The following is a 21458-nucleotide window of genomic DNA, read 5'->3' as shown; positions in this document are numbered from 1 at the left end:
CTTTTTTTTGAATCAATACTAATAATTTAAGGTTATGAATTACATATTAGACGTAGCATCTGCTATCGCTTGTTTACGCTCTTGCTCAGCGATAAAACGCTCTTGCCTACGTTTTTCTTCTAGTACCAATTGCTCGTCATCAAAGACATCGTAGGCTTCAACAATCTTTTGAACTAATTGATGGCGTACCACGTCTTTTGAATCAAATTTTGTGATACGAATCTCTTCAATACCACTTAAAATCTCCATCGCTTGTGCCAATCCTGACTTAGTACCACGTGGTAAATCTACTTGCGTAATATCACCGGTAATAACTGCTCGTGAGCCAAAACCCAAGCGCGTTAAGAACATTTTCATCTGTTCAGGTGTGGTGTTCTGTGCTTCGTCCAGAATGACAAACGAGTTGTTCAAAGTACGACCACGCATATAGGCAAGCGGCGCCACTTCAATGATTTGCTTTTCAATCATCTTACTCACTTTCTCAAACCCAATCATCTCATACAGCGCATCATATAAAGGACGCAAATACGGATCGATTTTTTGGGTCAAATCCCCCGGTAAAAACCCTAACTTTTCACCAGCTTCAACCGCAGGACGTACCAGCAAAATGCGTTCAATCTCATTACGCTCAATCATATCAACGGCACAAGCAACGGCCAGATAAGTCTTACCGGTACCAGCAGGTCCAATACCAAATGATACATCAGAGGATAAAATATCCTTCACATATCGCTGCTGATTGCCACCGCGTGGGATGATTTTGCCGTTACGGGTACGCAGGCTAATGGGCGTAAAGTCACTCGGCGCTTCTAAGTCTTCCTCTTCGTCAGTCGGCTCTTCATCTTCTTCTATATCCTCATCGCGTGCGATGCTCGATTGAATGATGAGATGTAATTCTTCTGCGCTGATGTCTTTGGTGTTTTGCGCTTCATCGACCATTTTATAAATAATACGTTCGCCGCGTTCGACACCCGATATGTCGCCACTCAGACAGAAGTCGCCTTGGCGTTGGCTAATTTTGATATCGAGGCGTTGTTGAATGTACTTCATGTGATTATTATATTCGCCAAGCACGGTTTTGAGCTGTGCTGGGGTCAAGGATTCAAATTTTATACGGCGGCTCATGGAATCAGTCAAGCGATTATCCTTGTATTGGTTGCCCGCTGCTATCGGTCATGCTTCCATGCGTCATAGGCGAACGAGCTTCAGAGATAAAATGGGTAGTCGTGCTTTATTGCTTTTAGATAGTAGAAATAAAAATGACGGAAAAATCGTTATTAGTGATATGAATGATAATAAGTAAATATCCTGCTTTCATTATGGTAGATAGTTTTTAAAATTCAAGCTATATAAAGGAATGCAGCGCTTTGTTTTTGTATGATGATTGCAACTACTGAGCGTGTTTTTAATATTTTTTGAGCTTTTTTAAAGCTTAGATGCAGTAGAGGTTGAGCAAGCTATAGTTATAGTCAGCATAAAATAAAATGGATATATATACATTGCTCTATAGTAACGTCCTACTAGGATAGTTTTTTCTAGCTTGCTATTCACAGGCATGACAAAGGCTGCAAGAAATTTAGCTATTACAGGGTTTGGACACTCTGCATAGCCGTTATGGATACTGTCAAGACCACAGCATGATAGATAATTTGTGGTAATCTATTGCTTAGATAACAGAGCAATAACAACTGGGCTAAAAACGATAAAAAAACGAGCAATTTTCTAAAGTGTAAAGTTTTTGAGTAGGTACTAACCACGTATAGAAGCGTGCTAAATGGGCGATTATAGGAATAATAATGATGCAAAATATTCAATCAAATTCATCAAACTCTAATAATACTAAGCAATCTACTATGAATGATAATGCTAAAAATAAGGCTGCAATGACTGAGCAGCAGGTACTGATCGCGGGTGGCGGTCATGTCGGTTTGTCCTTTGCTTTGCTATTGGCGCATCATGGTATCGCCAGTACTTTGCTTGAAAAAAACAGCTATCCGGCCATCAGTCCCAGTGATGATAGTCAGCGCAGTCACTATTTAGACAGCCGCAATACTGCTCTGTCACGACGTACGGTACAGATTTATCAAGAGATTGGGCTGTGGGATGAATTGCAAAGTCATGCTTGCCGAATTGATGCGGTTCAAATCAGTGAACAAGGTAGCTTTGGACGCGCGCAACTGAATAAAGCGGATGAAAAAGTCGAGTCGTTTGGACAAGTAATGGAAAACGCTTGGCTTGGGCGTAAGTTGCTCCTTGCCGCCCAACAAGAACCACTGATTACGCTCATTGATAATGCCAATGTTATCGCTGTTGTCCAACAAAGCGACAGCGTGATGTTAAGCTTTAGCTACTATGGTGAAGAAGAACACGAGCAGCAATTGCAAGGCAGCGTCTTAGTAGCTTGTGACGGTCGTGATTCTACTGTGCGTCAGCTGCTAGGTATCACTACTACCAACTATGATTATGGGCAAACCGCCATTGTTGGCGTGGTAGAAACGGACAAACCTCATGAGCATGTTGCTATTGAGCGTTTTAGCCCTGCAGGACCACTTGCGGTGTTGCCATTGACTGATCCAGAAGGCGATGGCAATGATGACTATCAAGCAGGTTATAGACGTTCAGTCGTTTGGGTCTGTCCGAATGGGGAAGAAACGCAATACTTAGAAGACGATGCGCATTTCTTAGCGACTCTGCAGCAAGCATTTGGCGAGCGCGCTGGCACGTTTAAGGCCGCTGGTCGTCGCGGTGCTTATCCGTTAACGCGAGTGCTGGCAAAACAGCAAGTCGATGGTCGCTGTGTCATTATGGGCAATGCGGCCCATACTTTACATCCAGTAGCTGGTCAAGGCTTTAACCTCTGTATGCGTGATGCTCATGTATTGGCGCAAATGATGAGTGCCCAAGTGCTGAAAGGCGCAGATATTGGTGATCCTACACTACTAAAACGATATGAAAAAGCCCGTCAAACCGATCAAAAACGTGTTATCCGCTTTTGTGATGCCGTGGTACATGGATTTACTCATCCAAATCCAGCAGTGAAGCTGGCACGTAATGTAGCTCTGGTTGCCTTTGATAAATTGCCTAATATTAAACCTTTAATTGCCAACTACGCGATGGGCTTAAAATCATAGTTCGTACAAGTGATATCCCGTTAATAATTTTATAAGTTACTAGGGCGTGTCCTCATTTTAAAAATGGTTATAAAAATGAGATAAATTGCAGTCAAACGAGGAAAATAGCGCAAATAATATCGGGATATTAATTAGCTATTTGACGATGTTTGGCAAAATTTAGCCATTTTTAGCCCATTTAGATACAATCGCTTGAATTGAGGACACGCCCTAAAGAAATCCAAAATTTAAGCTGCTGCTAACTGCGATAAATCTGAGCGGAGAGCGTAAATAGCCACACAAAGGATGTTTTATGAAAAATAACCATACGCTGATTATCGGTGGCGGTATCGTCGGTGCGACGCTTGCCCTTAAACTGGCGCAATCGGAAGTGCCCGTGACACTTATTGATGCGCGACCTGAACGTGATGAAGCAGACTGGCAGCAAGTACTGAGTCAACGTGATGCGCGTGTTTATGCATTAAGCCTTGCCAGTATTGAATTATTAAAAGAGGTTGGTGCTTGGCAAAAAATAGCAGCATCAAAGCGTAAAGCTGATTACTCGCAAATGCAGGTTTGGCAACTAAACGGTATGGGCGAGTTACTGTTTGGCGATAGTGGTGACTCTAATAGCAGTACTAATGGTAATAGAAATATTGTTAATAATAGCAGCAACTCTGTACCAAAAATCCTCGGCAGCATGGTCGAGCCAGCGGTTATCGAATACGCCTTATGGCAGCGTTTATCAGCTCCCGATGTCAGCCAATATCTAACGGTCATTGACGGGCACAAAGTTGTCAATATGGACTGGCTCGGTGCGACACAAGGTTACTGTGTGACGTTAGATAACGATACGGTGATTGACGCAAATTTATTGGTCGGTGCTGACGGTCGTGGTTCATTCGTGCGCAAGCAAGCAGGTATTGAGCTGGATGTTCTTGATTATAATCAAACGGCGATTTGCTGTGCGATTCAAACTGACAAACCGCACCAAGCAACCGCTCGTCAAGCCATGCTACCGACTGGCACGTTGGCACTGTTGCCTTTAGCGGATATCACTGATGAGGATAAAGCCAACCCACAACATTGGCAATCGATCGTATGGACATTGCCACGCAATCAAGCATTAGCATTGATAGCAGAACACCCAAGATACATCGCTGATAAACTCGCCGCTGCCAGTCATTATGAGCTTGGGGCTATCCATAAAATTGAGTCAATCGCTAGTTTTCCGTTAGCAGCACAGCAAGCAAAGACCTATGTTGCGGATAATTTGGTATTGATTGGCGATGCCGCGCATGGGGTACATCCACTTGCTGGGCAAGGACTCAATCTAGGTATGCTCGATGTAAAAGCGTTAAGCAAACAATTGGCGCATGATTATAACCGTAGTGGCGGTACGCTTTGGGGTGTCAATCAAACTTTACGTAGTTATGAGCGCCTGCGTCGTCCGCATAACAGTCTGATGATGCACAGTTTTTCAGCGCTTAACTGGCTGTTCGCAGGCTCGCTGGCTCAATTGCGTCCTATCCAACAAATCCGTAGCGAAGGTATGTATCGGGTGAGCAAAATTAAACCGTTGATGCGCTTGTTTGCTAAGCAGGCGAGTGGGGTTTAAGAGTAGCTTTAACTTACGGAAGAGTAAAATATGAACGTTAAATTATGGACAATAGCGCCAATCATGATAGGTATTTTAGCTCTAACAGGTTGTCAAACGGCTGATTTTTCTAAGCAAACAACTCAAACTATCAATATGCCAACGGTTTGCGTTAACTTGGATAGCGATGGTGATGGTGTATTTGATGAGTTAGATCAGTGTCCGAATACGCCAGAGAACGTGGTGGTAGAGCAGAGAGGATGCCCTATTACTATGGGCCCTGATATGAGTTTAAAAATGGAATACCGCGCCTTTTTCACTAAAGGTAGTAGTGAGCTTTCACTAAAGTATCAGGATGAACTGGATAAAGTTGGTGAAATAATGAATACGCATAATACTGCTACTATGCGTATTGAAGGCGGTATCTCAGAAAATGAAATCGATGATGGTGATTCGATAGCTAAGTCAAATACATTGGCTAAAAACAGGGCGCTAATGGTCAAAAACTATCTTTTATTAAAACACGGCATAGAGCCTAGTCGTTTAACGACTTTAAATTGTGAGACTAGAGCACCCATCGCACCTAATGATACTGAAGAGGGTAGGACTGTTAATCGCCGTGTTTATGGGGTAGTTACAAAACCTGAAGAACAAGAAGGCAATGACTATCCTAGCAATTTAAAAGCAGGCATCTGCGTTGAATTTTAAATAGAGTTTTTTTATAAATAGCTATCATCTCAACATACATAAAAAGTCGTTTTTGAAGGTATTAAGAGAGAGTAATAATGAGAATTAAAACTCATAGCACTTTATTGCTACTAGCAGCATCTATAACGTTAGCCTCCTGCCAATCCACACCTAAAAATACCATAATAGATAAACAAGTATATGTTCTACCTAAAGTCTTGATAGAGGCACTTGCAGATACAGACAATGACGGCGTGCCCGATGAACTTGATAACTGTCCTAACACTCCTGAAGGCGTGGTAACGGATGAATATGGCTGCCCAGTAGCGGTGAATTTAATAGGTTATCTTACGATGGAGCTAAGAGTTTTCTTTGAGCGCAATAGTAATGAGTTGCAAACGAAGTACTTGATAGAATTGGAGAAAGTAGCGGAAAAAATGCATAGCGATCCTGAGCTAGTAGTAGTTCTGTCTGGTCACATCTCGGAGCCTGAAGCTGTGCAAATAGCAGTAGATATAGATGGGAAAATGAATCAAGCAAAAGCTGATAAACGTCTATTAGGACGTGAGCGGGCACAGATAATAAAGAATGCTTTGATTAAGAGAAATATAGCTCGTGATAAAATCTATACGTTCGATTGCGCTGATAGTATGCCGATTGCACCTAATGATACTGAGGAAGGTGCGTCCATGAATCAGCGTATTTATGGTAAAGCGTTAAAGGCAGATGATTTTTATACGGGCAGTGGTCATGAGCAATCACTCACTTACTATAAAGAATTCTGTCAGCAATTTTGAAGGTATCAGTTATGAATATACTATTAAGAAGTATGCTTGTCATTTCAATCAGCGCTTTAACATTATCCGCCTGTCAAACCGCCGACTTGTCTAAGCAAACAAGTCAAACTACCAACATGCCAACGGTTGTGATTAATTTGGATAGGGACGGAGATGGCGTACCTGATGATATAGATATGTGCCCAGGCACGCCAATGAACATAGTAACAGATGAAAGGGGTTGTCCTTTTACGGGTATGGGGATAGGTTTAAAAATGGAATATCGTGCCTTTTTTGCAAAGGGTAGTAGTGAGCTATCACCCGAGTATCAGCTTGAGCTTGATAAAGTAGCAGCAAAGCTACAAGAGTACTATACGGCAACTATGCGTATTGAGGGACACGCTTCAACAGATGAAATAGGTGAAACATCAGTTTCTAGTTCACAATTGAATTCTCTATCAAGAAATAGGGCGCTTATCGTCAAAAACTATCTGATAATGCAGCATCAAATTGATCCTAATCGTTTAAGTACTTTTAGTTTTGGTGCTGAACAGCCTATTGCCTCTTCTGATACTGAAGAAGGTAAGTCTATGAACCGCCGAGTTTATGGGGTAGCTATTGCAAATTTTGATAGCGAAGAGGAGATGTCCATGAACCGCCGAGGTTATGGTATAACTACGGAGCTTGAAGATTAATTATTAATTATTTAATATTCAATCAGCAGATTTTAGTTTAAAACAACTATCTAAAGGCAAATCACATGCTCATCCCTAAATACTGGGCGCAATATAAACAGCGCTTTGAATTGCGAGAGACGCCTAATAAACCCTCCAAGCAAGCAACTATCAAACGTTATGGTTGGTCAGATATTAGTCAAAGCGAAGCGTTAAGTCATGCCAAAGCGCGAGTGGATGATGCTCATAAGCGCTGGCAGGCAGGTGAAGATATCTTACGCCGTGAACGCAGGGAAGAATATAACGCAAGCAACGGCATTCCTATCCGTGAACAAATTATCTCCGAGCATTTTTTTCCGAATAGCGATTTCCTTATTAGTAAGACTTCTAATAATAGCCTATCAAAAAAATCCTCTAATACTCATCTAATCGTCACGCGTAACAGCTATGGGGCACAAGTCGCCAACGTTGATAACATCGCAATTATTGATGTCGATGCGATTGATCTTTTTGCTCAATTATATCCAGAGGATTATGCTAATTTTGGGATGGAATGGTTTTGGAAAGACGCTTTAAGCAGTAAAGTGTTCGACTCTGATAGTTCAGACTATTATCTGAAACTGTGGGCTCGTAATGACTCTAAACGGTCTTCTATGAAACCTCAGGTTATAGGTTTTATTATAGCTTCTATCGTTATTGCTAGTGTCATAACTTGGCTAGGGTTGTCATGGATTTGGTTAATCGCTTTTATGGTCGTTATAATGTCTTATCTTTGGCAGCAGGCTAGCAAAAAAGAAAAAGCTATTAAGCAAGAGAATAAGCAAAAAATGATAACGATGGTTGAGTCGATTAATCCCTATATGACTGATTTACTGAATAAGCGTGTCGCTAGTCATACCAATGAGCAGTTTCGACTGTATAAAACGCCAGCAGGCTTTCGTATTATTGCGACTCACGATATTATATCGCCAAGTGATAGTGTGGTCGAAGAATGGTTTGCGTATTTCCATGCGGATGCCAATTACGTGCGTCTATGTCAATCACAGCAGTGCTTTCGTGCGCGGCTCTCTGCCAAACCGTGGCGTATGAATGAGGTCGAGAATAACAACTTGGCTAGAGATATCCCTGCGAAAGACTTTTGGTTCGCTGAAGATAGTGGTATTGATGAGACGGACGCACAACACCGCAAAGAGTTGGCGGCACGTCAGCAATGGATTGCAGACTATGATAACTATGCTAAAAATTATCGAGCGTGCCATTATGTCGAGAGTATTGTTGGGAAAGAGGTTGCCAATAACAGCAAACCACAAGCCAGCATTGAAGATTTTGTCCACTGGCATGATAGTGCTTGTCAGGTGAATAAAGGGTTGGAGATGGCTTGAACCACATTTTACTTTATAAATAAAAACTAGCTTCTGTCCATTTCAAGGAAGAATCATTATGAAACGCTATAGTATTTTATTATTAACAGCATCTATAACGCTAGCTGGTTGCCAAACTACCGAAATTGTACCGCCAAAAAGTATAGCTGAAGTGAATTACGCAGATATGCCCATATTGCTTATCAGTTTGGACTCAGATGGTGATGGCGTTCCTGATGATTTAGATCAATGTCCTGAAACGCCAACTAATGTAGTCGTAGATGAAAGCGGCTGTCCTGTATCTGTAGACATACTTATGTATGAAGGGGTGGAGGCTCGTGTATTCTTCCCTGAGAACAGTAGTGAGCCTATTGCTTCAAGCTATCGAGGTTTCGATAAATTCGGCGAGTATCTAAGAAATAATAATAAAGAGTTTTTGATAGAGGGACATATAAGTACCCATGAAAAAAACTCTGGTAGCGATACATTAGCAACGACTCGAGCAGAGTTTATAAAAAATTATATTGTCTTAAATTATGGAATCAATCCTAAGCGTTTTAAAGTTATTGGACGGAATGATACGCAACCAATCGCTTCAAACGATGACCCTGAAGATAGAAAGAAGAATCAAAGAGTATATGTCACAGAAAACCGTTGGTCTAATACTGATGATTAGTTTTGACAGAATTGATAATATTTATGGAAGTAATTATGACTAGAAAAATCTACAACGTTTTATTATTGACCGCATCAATAAGCTTAGTAGGCTGCCAAACTATTACAATTGTGCCACCCAAAACCACACCTCAATATGAAAATATCAGGACAATGAAAGCAGATATTCCTGATTCAGATGGTGATGGCGTACTCGATGATATAGACGAGTGTCCTGAAACGCCATCTAACGTAGTGGTAGACGTTAAAGGCTGTCCAATAGAGGTTGATGTGGGCGGACTTGAAATGGAATTCAATGGGTTTTTTCCGCCAATGAGCAGTCAATTACCTGATATCTATGATGCAGTATTTGTGAAAGTAGCAGAAAGTCTTAATGATTACCCAAAAGCCAATGTTTTTATTTTTGGTCATGTAGCCACAAATGAAATTGATGAAGATGCTGTAGCCACTCTTGGTTTCGATTCTTTATCACGCAATCGCGCCCTTAGTATCAAAAATACGTTGGTTTTGCAACATAATATTGATGCTAAGCGTATCCGTACTTATGATTGCTCAAATAAAATCTTAGTTAAAGACACAGATTATATAAACCCTAGTTTTAACGCGCTTAATCTCAAAGGTCTTGAGGCAAAACAACGCCGCGCAACTTTAATGGCGAGTAGTTTAGTCAATGATTTAATGAATCTTAAATATAAATCTGATATTCAAAGATATGGTGGATACGCCAAGCACTGTGAGTTATTTGAATAATGGCAAATTCTGATAAACCGTCAAAATTTAACCTTACCCCAACGCCGAAAAAACCACCATCAGCACTGGCGCGACAATATTAGTAATAAAGCCAAAGCTAATCGCCAATGGCACAACCTTTAGACCACCTGATTGTTGGATAATTGGTAAAGTAAAATCCAAGCTGGTCGCACCGCCAAGTCCGACTGAGGCGGACGGATATTTACGCATAAACACGGGGATAAAGATTAGCGCAAAAAATTCACGTATCAAGTCATTAAACAACGCCACACTGCCCCAAATCGCCCCATAAGCATCGGTCATTACAATGGCTGATAGCGAATACCAACCAAATCCTGACGCCAGTGCTAAGCCCTTGGTCCATGATACATCGCTAAAAATTAGCGCAAAGATAAGCCCTCCAGCCAGAACGGCTAGGGTAAAGATAATGCTCATCTCAACGCCGCGTTTATTGAGTAGCACTTCTTTTAAAGTAATACCCGAGCCTTTTAGCCCAATACCGACCAGCAAGATTAATATCATTAGCATCACGGTCATGGTGTTTTCAGGCGGCATATAATCGGCTGGTAAGAAATAACCGATTACCATACCGATTACTACACAGATGACTTGGGCGAGGCTGCCGCGAATACTAACGCGATGTTCTTTAGATTTGACGCTAGGTTTCTTAGCATGCCATGGACGCAGACGGTCAAACAGCATAAGAGCAAACAAGCCCGACCCAATCGTCAATATCGATAATATCGTGACATACAGCGCAATCTCGCCTATTTGACTACCTAGCCCTTCCACTTGTGATAGCTCAATACCAATCAAGCCTAAGATGATAAATACCAGATATGACAGGCCTTTATCGGCAATCTTAGTCATAGTGGGGTTGGATGGAATGGCAAAACCAATAAACATTGGCATTAATACCAAGACAAGGGTAACTAGGCTTTGCATGGTGATAGGCTCGCAGCATTTTTAACAAGGCGTTTTCAAGAAGGCATTTCTAAGAAGCGGGAGATTGTAACATATCAGGCTACCGATACTGATATGCACAACTAAAATTCATGGCAAATTATGCAAAGTGATTGCTTGATAGATATGAGTTTAATTACTTTACCTAACAAAGTTTTGTTGCTACATTAAAGTAATGAATATATTTGGCAGGCGCTATGTCGTTATATCAACTCAAAACCCAATTTCAAGATCATCTGCGACCCATAAGTGACACTTTGGTCGAGCAAAAAATCACTGCCAACCAAGTGACCGTTTCAGCGTTGTTTCTGAGTATTGGTACGGCTTATGTGATTGCCAAGCCAGCAACTGAAAAGCAAGCGTTATGGCTGCTATTACCTTCGTCATTGTTTATACGTATGGCGCTCAATGCCATCGACGGCATGATGGCGCGTGAGCATGGACAGGCGTCAAAACTTGGGGCGATACTTAATGAGGCTGGAGATATCATTGCTGATGCGGCGCTTATAGCCAGTCTTTCGCCTCATGTTGCTAATAATAAAGCCCAAGTTTTAAAAAAAGATATCGCCTCCAACCAGCGCCACATTATTAACCTGATTGCGTTAAGCACCAGCACTGAGCTATTGGCCATAGCCAGTGATGCGGTTTTAGGAGTTCGGGCAAACCAAGGACCATTAGGTAAAAGTGATCGGGCTTTTATGCTTGGTGTGCTGGGTGCTTTTATGGGCAGTAAAGCCCCGTTATCGTTATCTCCTATAAGAATAGGGCAGTTATGTCTACTGACAGAAGCGCTATTAATAAAAACTTGTCTTAATCGTTTACGCTATATGGCAAACTTATACTTGATGCGTCAGCCGCCTGTGCTTAAATCAGCTTTGAATGTGTTATCAAATCCTCAATCAAATCCTCAATCAAATATATTTGAGTCAAAATCTGAAGATCTTACTTCTCCAGCCTTTTTGCACCATTCTTCTATTAAAGCTTCCTTATTGGAGTCCAAAATAATGCCATCTATGTCTAAAACTACTATAAATGTACCAGATGCTGTAAAGGAAACCGCTATTGACGTGGATTTTGCTAAGCAACCTATAATTAATGGTGAAAGTTGCTATAACGCTTATGATGGTACGGCGATTTATTACCGCTACTGGCTCACGATGCCTTTAGAGGAGTTAGAAAAGGCAGAGCAGCCAGCTGCACAACAAAAGCGCCAAGTCATTTTATTACACCGTGGTCATGAACATTCGGGACGCTTAGCAGAGCTTGGGCAACAGTTTGCCATCGCAGGTTATCAAGTATTCGCTTGGGATGCGCGCGGTAATGGGCGTTCGGGCGGTATCAAAGACCATGCCGAGAGCGTGACTCAGCTTGAGCGCGATTTAAACGATTTTGTGCAAATGGTTATTGGACAGACGGGTATAGCAATTGACGATACGCTAATCGTAGCCAGTAGTATTGGTGCCGTACTAGCAGCAGCATGGGTACATGATTATGCGCCCAATATTCGTGGCATGATACTCGGCACACCTGCGCTGCGCATTCGCTTATATATGCCGTTTGCGATACCGTCGTTAAAGGTAGCACGTACGCTAGGCTTGATGTCACGCGTCAGTAGTTACGTCAAAGCGCGAGTATTGACTCATGATAAAGAAGCGCAGCAAGCCTACAATGCCGATCCGCTTATCTCAAACAGTATCTCAACCGACCTGCTCATCGATACCCATGCGACTGGACAGCGTTTACTCGATGATGCTGGCGCTATCACGGTACCAACGTTTGTATTGTGCGCCGGTAAAGACTATGTGGTTGATAAGCAAGCTGAGCGTGACTTTTATGAAGCGATTAATACTACTAATAAGCGTTGGCAGCTGTATCCAGACAGCTATCATGCAATATTTCACGAGACCAACAAAGCAGATGTCTTTGATGATTGTATTGATTTCGCTGAGCAAGTATTCAGTACGGAGGTAAAAGCGCCTGATTTGAGCGCGGCTCATCTTAATAGTGCCAGTAAAGACAAGGTTGATCGTTTAGCGATTAAGCCTTTTAATCCAAGCTTTGCACTGACGCGTTTTGCCATGCAAAAGTTCGGTCATGTTAGCGACGCTATTGCCACAGGACTTGAGCATGGTTTTGATTCCGGTCATTCGCTCGATCACGTTTATTATAATCAGCCTAGTGGTCAGAATAAATTTGGTCAGGCGGTCGATAAGTTTTATCTCAATAATATTGGCTGGCAAGGGATTCGTATCCGTCGTGAGCATATACTAGAGCTGGCACGTGAAGCGTTAGCAGATATTAAGCTTGCCAATCAAAACCAAGTTAATCAAAACAGCCCTGATGAGCCATACCAACCAAAACTGCTGGATATCGCTAGTGGTCATGGCTTTTACGCGTTTGATTTATTGACAGAGTTTGAAAACTTACATGCTGAGCTACGTGATTATGAGGGTCATAATATTCAAGCGTTACAGGGCAAAGCGGAGCAGTTAGAGATTGCTGATCGTGTCATCACTTGTCAAAAAGATGCGTTTGACCCTGCCAGTTATTTAAATGTGCAGAAGGGAAGTGCCAGCGTTAAAGAAACAGCGTTAAAAAAGTCAGGCTTTGATATCGCTATTGCCTCCGGTGTTTTTGAATTGTTTTCGGATAACACGCTACCAGCGACGGCATTGACAGGTATTTATGACAGCTTACAAGCTGGTGGCTATTTAATTTATACCAATCAGCCGTGGCACCCTGAACAGGAATTTATCAGTAAAACCTTAAATAATCATCGCGGTAGTAGTTGGGTGATGCGCTGTCGCTCACAAGCTGAAATGGATCAATTGGTTGAGTGTGCAGGCTTTAAAAAAGTTGCGATGCGTATCGATAGGTTTGGTATCTTTACCGTGTCATTAGCAATTAAAACAGCACCAGCCAGTTGTGAATCATAAGTGATGAGTAATAGATGAATGATAAAAGCATAAAGCCTTATCAGCGTGCGCAGCTTTTTTCAGGAGGTGGCTCACGTTTTGGCTATTATTTAGGCAGCTATGCGGCATTAGTGGCTCATGATTTGACACCAGATATTATCATTGGTACGTGCGGTGGTAGTTTATCAGCCTATCTAGTACAGCTTGCATCTGACCCCAAAGACTTGCAGCAATTGATGTGTAGCCGTGAGTTATATTATACCATTGCTGCAATTAGGCATGTCGCGCCAGATGAAGCCAGTAGACGTCTAAAAATACGCTATATGACTCACGCACTCAAACGTTGGCGCTTATCAAGGCAACTATCTAAACGGCAAGCACAGCAGCAAGCCGACAGTTACGAGCAGCTATTAGATGAGCTGCAGAAATTAGCTATGTTTCGAATTGATGGTGAGAGTCAATGGCTTAATGAGTTATCTCGTTTTGATGCTAGTAAAAATGACCCTGATGAAACCGATAGCGAAACCAATAAAAGTACACCAGAGGTAGCTATCATTGCCAGCCGCCTTTATCAAAAGCCTGTTAGCCACATTTCGCCTAATGCTCCATTAAATCTCCAAGAGTTATTATTTGCTCCGCCACGTTTGACGGCTTCTTTTGTAGAACTCACTGATAAAGAAATGCGATCACCTGCGCACGTATTTGCTGAGGAACGCATACATCAGTCTGTTAAAGTCCTGAGCCATTGGGAGTTTGCTGCAGCGATTCGTGCTTCGATGGCAGATATGTATTATTTACCGCCAACGCATATTGAGGAGATTGGTTGGTGCTTAGGTGGCGTGATTAATCTCACGCCCATTGAGCTGGCTTGTCAGTTGGCAGAGACGGTATTTGCAGAGACCAAAGCAGGTTATGATTCATGGCTTGCTGCTCCTGCTATCCAGCGCGTTTTTGGTTTTGACCCTAATCAGCGTTTGGCACAGGTACATGGCTTTTTACCAAATACTGAGTCATATCAAGATAATTTTGAGAATAGCAGTCAACTGCATTGGTTACCATTTGCTGATAACGGCAAACAATTAACAGGGCAACACGTGCAAAAGCGCTTTAATTTCAAGCAAATGACGATTGAACTACTACATAGCGATTATGATGGCTTTGTGAAGCAAATGCAGGCGCAGTGGCAGTATGGTTATCAGCGTACGTCTGACTATATACAGCAGCAAGGTCTATGAATACAAACCCAATGCAATTTAAATGTAATGCTAATAACCAAAATTCCAATTGTGAGAGTATAGCACCGCATATTATTGTTGTTGGTGGTACGAGTGGGCTTGGTTTGGCATTGGCGCTTCACCATCAACAGCTCGGCTGGCAAGTAAGTGTTGTAGGTCATAGCGTATCAAAGATAAGCCATATTAATAGCCAGTATCCTCATATAGTGACTTATACTTGCGATTTAACCGACACCGCTCAAACACAAGGGTTATTAGATAAGTTATCAGATGTCCACTTTCAAAGGCTGATTTATAGTGCGGGAAGCTATCTAAATGAGCGTGTGCATCATCTCAATCAAGCAGATAGCGATAAAATGCTAGTGATTAATTTTCAAGCGTTCGAGCAGGTATTTAGGTGGGCAAGTGCGTGCCTAAAAACTCAGAATCAATCACTGGATTTTACTAAAATTGATAAACCAAACCTCATTTGCATAGCTTCTATAGCGGGTACCATGGATTATCCTTATGCCAGTCTTTATGCCAAAAGTAAACGTGCGATGATTGTGACCGCCAGTGCTTATCGAGCGGCACTTGCGCCTTATGATATCCAAGTGAATTGTATTGCTCCAGGTTATATCGATACTCAAGCATTACGAGATTTGAATAATGGCGATGCTAGCCATAAGCCCTTTATTATGAGTACGCAAACGGCAGTTGAGCATATTATGCAAGCGATTGACAATGATGTTGAGCTGGCGATATTTCCACGTTCCATGCGCTACATTACTCGTGCGCTAAATTATTTACCCAAGCCTTTACTGAATTGGATATTGCGTAGCAAGCTAGATAAAAAGAAATAGTCTTATTGAATCAGTATATAGGCAGTTTAAATAAAATCGATACGTTGGTAGCTACGTGCTACTGTTTTAAATTTTTCTTACTTGCTGTTCGCAAGCGTAACAGAGGCTGCGAAAAATTTACTCCAGTAGCACTAGTATTAGTTTTAAAGTGCATTAGCTATAGCTTTGTTACATTTACCCAAGTAGCCAATAAAATAAAGTAAATAACGGCACCCCAATCAGAAAACTGTCTATTCTATCTAGTAAACCGCCATGCCCAGCAATTAATGTTCCGGTATCTTTTACTCCGTGCTGGCGTTTAAAAGCGGATTCTAATAAATCGCCAGCGATACCGCTGACCGCCAAGCTATAGGCCACCAATAAACCTAGCCACCAATCAAAAGGCGTTAGCCAAATACCGAGTAACGACGCCAATAGAGCCGCGAAAAAGCTGCCAAAAACAGCGCCTTCAATACTTTTATTAGGGCTAATATTAGGGGCAAGACTGCGCTTAAATAATTTGCCTCCAAGTAATCGTCCGCATAAATATTGCGCAATGTCGTTAAACTGGCTGGCAAATAACACAAACAGCAACACACCATACTGCTCGCGTTGCCAAGCTAATTGCTGTAATGCAATCAGGCTAATAATTAATAAAACAAATATAAAACTAAAGAGCAGGTCTAATAAGTTTAGACGAGTATAAGAGTTGGTGGGTTTTAATTTTTTTTCAGAAGAGATTAGCTTTGCTTGCAAGCCGCGCGCTTGGAGTTTGCGAATAAACCGCGATTTACTATCTATACACCATAAACGTTTGATTTCATAGCTGCCGCGCAAACCGATTAATATAAAAAAGGTAATGAGCAACCATTGATAAGGGTGAGATGGCGATTGGGCTTGAGGTTGCGGCTGAAGTTGAACGTATTGCGTATCATTGGTTATTTTAGCAACCAAATAACAGATGCAGAGCGCGGCTAACATCAGCCACCAAGAGCGCGCAATCAAATAAATCTTTGGTAGGCGCTTGCGTAGACTTGGTATCGCAAGCGTGCCCCACGTTAGACTGACCACCATCATGAGTCCAATAACAAATAGCGTATCGGTAGCCATATACTCAGCACTTTGATAGATAGAAATGGTATTTAACCGTTTAGAAATGGTTAGAGCGGTGATCCTAAATCGCTATTAGCCATTAGCAACTGTTTTTGGCGCTCTAGCCTCTGTATGGCTAATTATAGGCTGAAGCAAACAAGTAATGCTACCTTCTTGCCCATTTGATAATGGCTCAATGATGCTGGCCTTAGGCGTGGCCGCTAAATTTGGATAATCCTTGCGATAATGACCACCGCGACTTTCAAGGCGTTGATAAGCAGACTGAACAATTAGGTATGCTAACTTTAATTGTCTTACTAATTGAAAAATTATTAGCGTATCAGCCCTCATAGCGTCATTTTGACTGCTAATGTCGTACTGATTTGATTCAGATTTTTCAAGACACTGCTGCCATTGTTGTATCTGCATCAATGTTTGCTCCAATGATTCAGCATTACGCGTGATACCCATATTTGATGTCATCAGGATTTTTAATGCTGCGGTTATTTTGGTAGCCTGATTATCAGTAACGATATTGGTATCGATATCGGCGTCATCATAATGAGATGAAGTAAATGGAGATGCAGTAGAGGAAGTTAAATCAGTAATTTGAATGTTTCTAAGCGTTGACGCTGTCCAAATGTCAGGAGCCGATAAATTTGAGCTATTATAAATGACAACAGGATCTATATTTTCCATTGCGGTTAAATAGCGTGGCAAGTCGCTGGCAATATTTCGCCCAACCACCACACATTCTAATAATGAATTACTCGCCAAACGGTTTGCACCATGCAAACCAGTGTAAGCAACTTCACCAGCCGCATAAAGCCCTTGTACATCAGTCAAACCATTGGCATCAGTGACCACGCCGCCACAGCTATAATGAGCAGTAGGGGCAACGGGGATAGGCTCCCTAGTAATATCAATACCGAGGCTGAAGAGTGTTTGATAAATCTGTGGAAAATGTTGCTGCAAAAATTCTGCAGGCAAGCGACTGACATCAAGATTTACGTAGCCAAGTCCATTATTATTAATCTGCTCAGCAATTGCGCGAGCAACGATATCTCGCGGTGCAAGTTCAGCACGCGCATCAACATCTAGCATAAAGCGTTTGCCAGTTTTTGGACAATATAGTCTACCGCCTTCACCGCGCAAGGCTTCAGATATCAAAAAATTACTATCGCCTAGTGCTAGACCGGTTGGATGAAACTGGATAAATTCTAAATTTGCTAAGCGGCAACCTGCTTGCCATGCCATCATAACGCCATCACCGACACAAACATTGGGCGCGCTGGCTCGCTTAAACAACTGTCCTAAACCGCCACTGGCTAGTACGACGGCGCGACTATGAAAGGTGATTTGACGTTGGTTGTTATGATCAAAGACTAGCGCGCCTTGGCATTGGTTATCATTATTTTTTAAAAGGCTTAGCGCTTCATGATAGGGCAATATAGTGATATTGGATGCCGCTTGCACTTTTATGCTCAAGGCTTCCATCACATGCCGACCAGTGGCATCGTCAGCATGGGCAACACGTCTACAGCCATGACCGCCTTCTTTGGTTAAATGCAAATCGGTAGTTTGTAAGTCGGCTGAAGATCTTGCGCTGTAGTTTTGTCCCTTGTTTTCTTGCGTAATCTGAGTAAAGGGCACGCCTTGCTCGCACAGCCATTGGACGGCTTGTTGTCCGGCGCTGAGAATACTACTGGTATTGTCAGTGGCACATAATCCTGCGCCAGCGATTAACGTATCGGCGATATGATCGGCAATAGAATCGTTTTTATCCAAACTGGCAGCGATACCGCCTTGGGCATAATGGCTTGAGCAAACTTCTAGTGCTGCTTTGCTCAATACGGTAATATTCAGCGATTTTGGCAAGGCAAGGGCAGTACTTAAACCAGCAAGCCCAGCACCAATAATAAGTACGTCCGTTTGTATAACCTCATCAGATTCATTAGCCACATCAGAATAATCTTTACCATTCGACCATATCACGCTCATATTAGGCAGCCCCGACATTAGCAAACAGTGCACGGTCTTTAACGATATCGCCGCTCGCTGCCACACGCTGTTTTTGTGATTCGGCAAAATCAAGCATACGTTGTAATGGTTTTCTGGCTGCTACTGCCAGCTCAGGCGTCATCAACACTTCACCGCTATGCTGCGTCAAGCACTGTTCAATACCTTGCAAACCATTCATCGCCATCCATGGACAAAAAGCACAGCTCTTGCAGCTGGCACTTTCACCAGCAGTCGGCGCAGCCAAAAAGCGCTTGTTTGGCGAGCGCTTTTGCATCTCGTGTAAGATGCCCAAATCGGTGGCAACAATGAAGGTATCGGCATCCATCTCATAGGTTGATTGCAACAGCTTACTGGTCGAGCCCACCACATCGGCGAGCGCAACCACGCTATCGGGGGATTCTGGATGCACCAAGACTTTCGCTGTGGGATGTTCTGCCTTTAATTGCTCAAGCTCAGTGGCTTTAAATTCGTTATGTACCATGCATGAGCCTTGCCAAAGCAGCATATCTGCGCCAGTCTCACGTGCAATGTATTTACCTAAATGCCGATCAGGACCCCAAATGATAGGCTCGCCTTGAGCATGCAAGTGACGGATGATATCGATACCGACTGAGGAGGTCACGACCCAATCCGCCCGTGCTTTTACTGCCGCGCTGGTATTGGCGTAAACCACCACCGTACGCTCAGGATGAGCATCACAAAAGGCAGAGAATTCATCAGCAGGGCAGCCCAAATCAAGCGAACACTCCGCTTCTAAGTCTGGCATCAGTACGGTTTTTTCCATACTTAAGATTTTGGCTGATTCACCCATAAAGCGTACGCCAGCAACTACTAAAGTCTGCGCACTATGGGCTTGCCCAAAGCGTGCCATCTCTAACGAATCACCTACGCAGCCACCTGTTGCTAATGCCAAGTCTTGAATAAAAGGATCGACATAATAATGCGCGACCAGCACGGCGTTATTATCCTTCAATAATTGCTTGATATTTTCTTCGACTTTGAGTCGCTCACTACGCGGCAAATCAGTTGGCATCTTAGCTTTGGCGTATTCGATATTCATGTGAGTTGCAATGCGATTGTCATTGCTCATAATGGGCGCGTCATACGGATAAGTTTTCATAATGGCAAACCTTTAATGCAATAACGACAAGTCATATGCCGCTAGAAATAAGACAATTAAATACAGCTAGAAATAGACTGTTTTTATTATGCTCATTTTGAGCATAAATACAAGGTTTTTTTATCATTGGTTTTACAAACGATACTAATTTATCTTAAAAAAGAAACATGGCTATACAAAATCTCCCTCATTTGTTTTCATATTTATCTTTTTCAAACTCTTATATTTATAACGGCAGGCTATGATAGTTTTAGATTCACGTTATACTAAGCCGTACTACAAATATCAGGTTTTGTAGCTTTCACACGCATTTTAAAAATAAAGGATAACCCCCAAAGCCATGACGTTGTCTTATTCACACGCCCATCAACAAGGTAGCGGCACGACCGAAGTCGTCGCAGTGCTTGTCGCTATTACGGAGCACACGGCACGCGTTTTAACGGTTGATCAAGGCAAGCTATTGCCTAATGGACCACTGATGCCATTACATCGTTCGCTACAAGCGGGTGTACGTCAATGGGTTGAAGAGCAAACGCAGCAGCCGCTTGGCTATTTGGAACAGCTATATACCTTTGTCGATACCAATAGACGCAATGTCGACAGTCATGCGTTGGTTTACGTCAGCTATCTAGGCTTAGTACAAGAGGCGCAAACGCAGTTACAAAGCCAAGCATTATGGCGTGATTGGTACGATTATTTCCCATGGGAAAATCACTTGGACGGTATGCCAGCTATCATTATGGATTATATTGTACTGGCGTTATTACGCTGGGCAGATGATGCAAAAGAGCCTGATGTTCAGCAGCGCCGCCGTCAGCGTATTGGTTTATGCTGGGGCGTCAGTGAAATTATGCTAGATAATTGCTTTCAAAATAAAAGCGCACTTTCAAATACAGAGACCAGTAATCAGCCAATAAATAACGAAGAATACGAGAATAGGGAATGGATTGCAGAACATGTGCTTCTGCGCTATGAGATGTTATACGAAGCAGGTCTTATAGCAGAAGCATCGACTTATCCACCAAGCTACTTGTCCAATACTCAATCTGACAGTGCTCAAACTAACAATTCGTTTAAATTACCTAGTAATTGGTCACAGCTTACAGGTTCGCCGATGTACTACGACCACCGCCGAGTAATTGCAACGGCTATCTCAAGACTACGCGCAAAAATTGAATATCGACCGCTTATTTTTGGTCTAATGCCAGATGTGTTTACCTTGTCGCAATTACAGCAAAGTGTTGAAGCGCTATCAGGAATGCGACTACATAAGCAAAATTTTCGTCGCCTGCTGGATTCGCAAAATCTTGTGATGGAAACAGGGCAGAGTAGTAGCGCTCAGCGTGGTCGCCCTGCCAAACTCTATCGCTTTCGCCATGATATTGAGCTGCAAAGCTTACTGATGGACAGTAAACTGCCTAAACGTAAATAGCTACGCAATCTCTTTGATATCGTCGATTCAATTTAAAAACCATACAGTGCTAGTGCTATGAATTTTTTGTAGCCTCTGTTACGCAGGCAGCAGCAAGCAAGAAAAATTGATAGCACTAACACGTCGCTATGAATGACTCTTTTTTATTAAACTTAATTATAGTTAAGCCCTATAGAGCTTATTAAATCCATAAATTTATGGACTTTTCTTGCGAGCCTATAAACTTTG

General features: G+C 42.4%; 18 protein-coding genes. 13 read left to right on the top strand and 5 right to left on the bottom strand.

What is annotated here, in order from left to right:
* Nucleotides 1-39: 39 nt before the first annotated feature.
* On the bottom strand, nucleotides 40-1125 hold the full coding sequence (locus EPB74_RS07935; protein WP_274903768.1) for a PhoH family protein: 1086 nt from the start codon (nucleotides 1123-1125) through the stop codon (nucleotides 40-42).
* On the opposite strand from EPB74_RS07935, the gene EPB74_RS07930 reads away from it, so the two are divergent.
* From EPB74_RS07930 to EPB74_RS07890, 9 genes are all read left to right on the top strand, one after another.
* The gene (locus tag EPB74_RS07930) at nucleotides 1124-1303 is read left to right on the top strand and encodes a hypothetical protein (RefSeq protein ID WP_079691084.1); all 180 of its coding nucleotides are present in this window, start codon (nucleotides 1124-1126) and stop codon (nucleotides 1301-1303) included. The two genes, EPB74_RS07935 and EPB74_RS07930, sit on opposite strands and share 2 nt — an antisense overlap.
* A 550-nt stretch (nucleotides 1304-1853) precedes the next feature.
* Entirely contained in the window at nucleotides 1854-3131 is a 1278-nt protein-coding gene (locus EPB74_RS07925) for an FAD-dependent monooxygenase (protein WP_274903767.1), read from the top strand.
* Nucleotides 3132-3423: 292 nt separating this feature from the next.
* Complete coding sequence (locus EPB74_RS07920) at nucleotides 3424-4728, top strand: FAD-dependent monooxygenase (RefSeq protein WP_274903728.1); 1305 nt, start codon at nucleotides 3424-3426, stop codon at nucleotides 4726-4728.
* Between the two features lie 30 nt (nucleotides 4729-4758).
* A complete protein-coding gene (locus EPB74_RS07915) occupies nucleotides 4759-5415 on the top strand; it encodes an OmpA family protein (RefSeq protein WP_274903727.1) in 657 nt (218 codons plus the stop codon).
* Between the two features lie 77 nt (nucleotides 5416-5492).
* On the top strand, nucleotides 5493-6191 hold the full coding sequence (locus tag EPB74_RS07910) for an OmpA family protein (RefSeq protein WP_274903726.1): 699 nt from the start codon (nucleotides 5493-5495) through the stop codon (nucleotides 6189-6191).
* 11 nt (nucleotides 6192-6202) lie between these two features.
* Complete coding sequence (locus EPB74_RS07905; RefSeq protein WP_274903725.1) at nucleotides 6203-6865, top strand: OmpA family protein; 663 nt, start codon at nucleotides 6203-6205, stop codon at nucleotides 6863-6865.
* 65 nt (nucleotides 6866-6930) lie between these two features.
* Nucleotides 6931-8226: a hypothetical protein gene (locus EPB74_RS07900; protein WP_274903724.1), complete on the top strand. Its 1296-nt coding sequence runs from the start codon at nucleotides 6931-6933 to the stop codon at nucleotides 8224-8226.
* 58 nt (nucleotides 8227-8284) lie between these two features.
* The gene (locus tag EPB74_RS07895; protein WP_274903723.1) at nucleotides 8285-8881 is read left to right on the top strand and encodes an OmpA family protein; all 597 of its coding nucleotides are present in this window, start codon (nucleotides 8285-8287) and stop codon (nucleotides 8879-8881) included.
* A gap of 23 nt (nucleotides 8882-8904) precedes the next feature.
* Nucleotides 8905-9630, top strand: a complete 726-nt coding sequence (locus EPB74_RS07890; protein ID WP_274903722.1) for an OmpA family protein — start codon at nucleotides 8905-8907, stop codon at nucleotides 9628-9630.
* A gap of 33 nt (nucleotides 9631-9663) precedes the next feature.
* Here EPB74_RS07890 and EPB74_RS07885 read toward each other — a convergent pair whose 3' ends face one another.
* Nucleotides 9664-10575: a lysine exporter LysO family protein gene (locus EPB74_RS07885; protein WP_274903721.1), complete on the bottom strand. Its 912-nt coding sequence runs from the start codon at nucleotides 10573-10575 to the stop codon at nucleotides 9664-9666.
* Nucleotides 10576-10790: 215 nt separating this feature from the next.
* Between EPB74_RS07885 and EPB74_RS07880 the strand changes: the two genes are divergently transcribed.
* Genes EPB74_RS07880 through EPB74_RS07870 form a run of 3 tightly spaced genes read left to right on the top strand, consistent with a single transcriptional unit; the run spans nucleotide 10791 to nucleotide 15585 of the window.
* Nucleotides 10791-13529 carry an alpha/beta fold hydrolase gene (locus tag EPB74_RS07880; RefSeq protein ID WP_274903720.1) on the top strand — a complete coding sequence of 913 codons (2739 nt, stop codon included), beginning with the start codon at nucleotides 10791-10793 and terminating at the stop codon, nucleotides 13527-13529.
* Nucleotides 13530-13543: 14 nt separating this feature from the next.
* On the top strand, nucleotides 13544-14743 hold the full coding sequence (locus EPB74_RS07875; RefSeq protein WP_274903719.1) for a patatin-like phospholipase family protein: 1200 nt from the start codon (nucleotides 13544-13546) through the stop codon (nucleotides 14741-14743).
* On the top strand, nucleotides 14740-15585 hold the full coding sequence (locus tag EPB74_RS07870; protein ID WP_274903718.1) for an SDR family NAD(P)-dependent oxidoreductase: 846 nt from the start codon (nucleotides 14740-14742) through the stop codon (nucleotides 15583-15585). Before EPB74_RS07875 ends, EPB74_RS07870 begins: the two co-directional genes overlap by 4 nt.
* A gap of 174 nt (nucleotides 15586-15759) precedes the next feature.
* Here EPB74_RS07870 and EPB74_RS07865 read toward each other — a convergent pair whose 3' ends face one another.
* The 3 genes from EPB74_RS07865 to nadA form a co-directional block, all read right to left on the bottom strand.
* Nucleotides 15760-16674 (bottom strand): phosphatidate cytidylyltransferase, encoded by a 915-nt coding sequence (locus EPB74_RS07865; RefSeq protein WP_274903717.1) that lies wholly within the window; start codon nucleotides 16672-16674, stop codon nucleotides 15760-15762.
* Nucleotides 16675-16749: 75 nt separating this feature from the next.
* A complete protein-coding gene (gene nadB, locus EPB74_RS07860) occupies nucleotides 16750-18657 on the bottom strand; it encodes an L-aspartate oxidase (RefSeq protein ID WP_274903716.1) in 1908 nt (635 codons plus the stop codon).
* Between the two features lies 1 nt (nucleotide 18658).
* Nucleotides 18659-19798 carry a quinolinate synthase NadA gene (gene nadA / locus EPB74_RS07855; protein ID WP_274903715.1) on the bottom strand — a complete coding sequence of 380 codons (1140 nt, stop codon included), beginning with the start codon at nucleotides 19796-19798 and terminating at the stop codon, nucleotides 18659-18661.
* A 340-nt stretch (nucleotides 19799-20138) separates the two neighbouring features.
* Here nadA and EPB74_RS07850 point away from each other — a divergent pair, with 340 nt between their 5' ends.
* The gene (locus EPB74_RS07850; RefSeq protein WP_274903714.1) at nucleotides 20139-21230 is read left to right on the top strand and encodes an NUDIX hydrolase; all 1092 of its coding nucleotides are present in this window, start codon (nucleotides 20139-20141) and stop codon (nucleotides 21228-21230) included.
* The last annotated feature ends 228 nt before the right edge of the window (nucleotides 21231-21458 follow it).

The organism is Psychrobacter sp. DAB_AL62B (genome assembly GCF_028895345.1).
Lineage (GTDB): Bacteria > Pseudomonadota > Gammaproteobacteria > Pseudomonadales > Moraxellaceae > Psychrobacter.
Note: the sequence above shows the minus strand (reverse complement) of the source record. Positions and strands in the feature narration are given on the sequence as shown.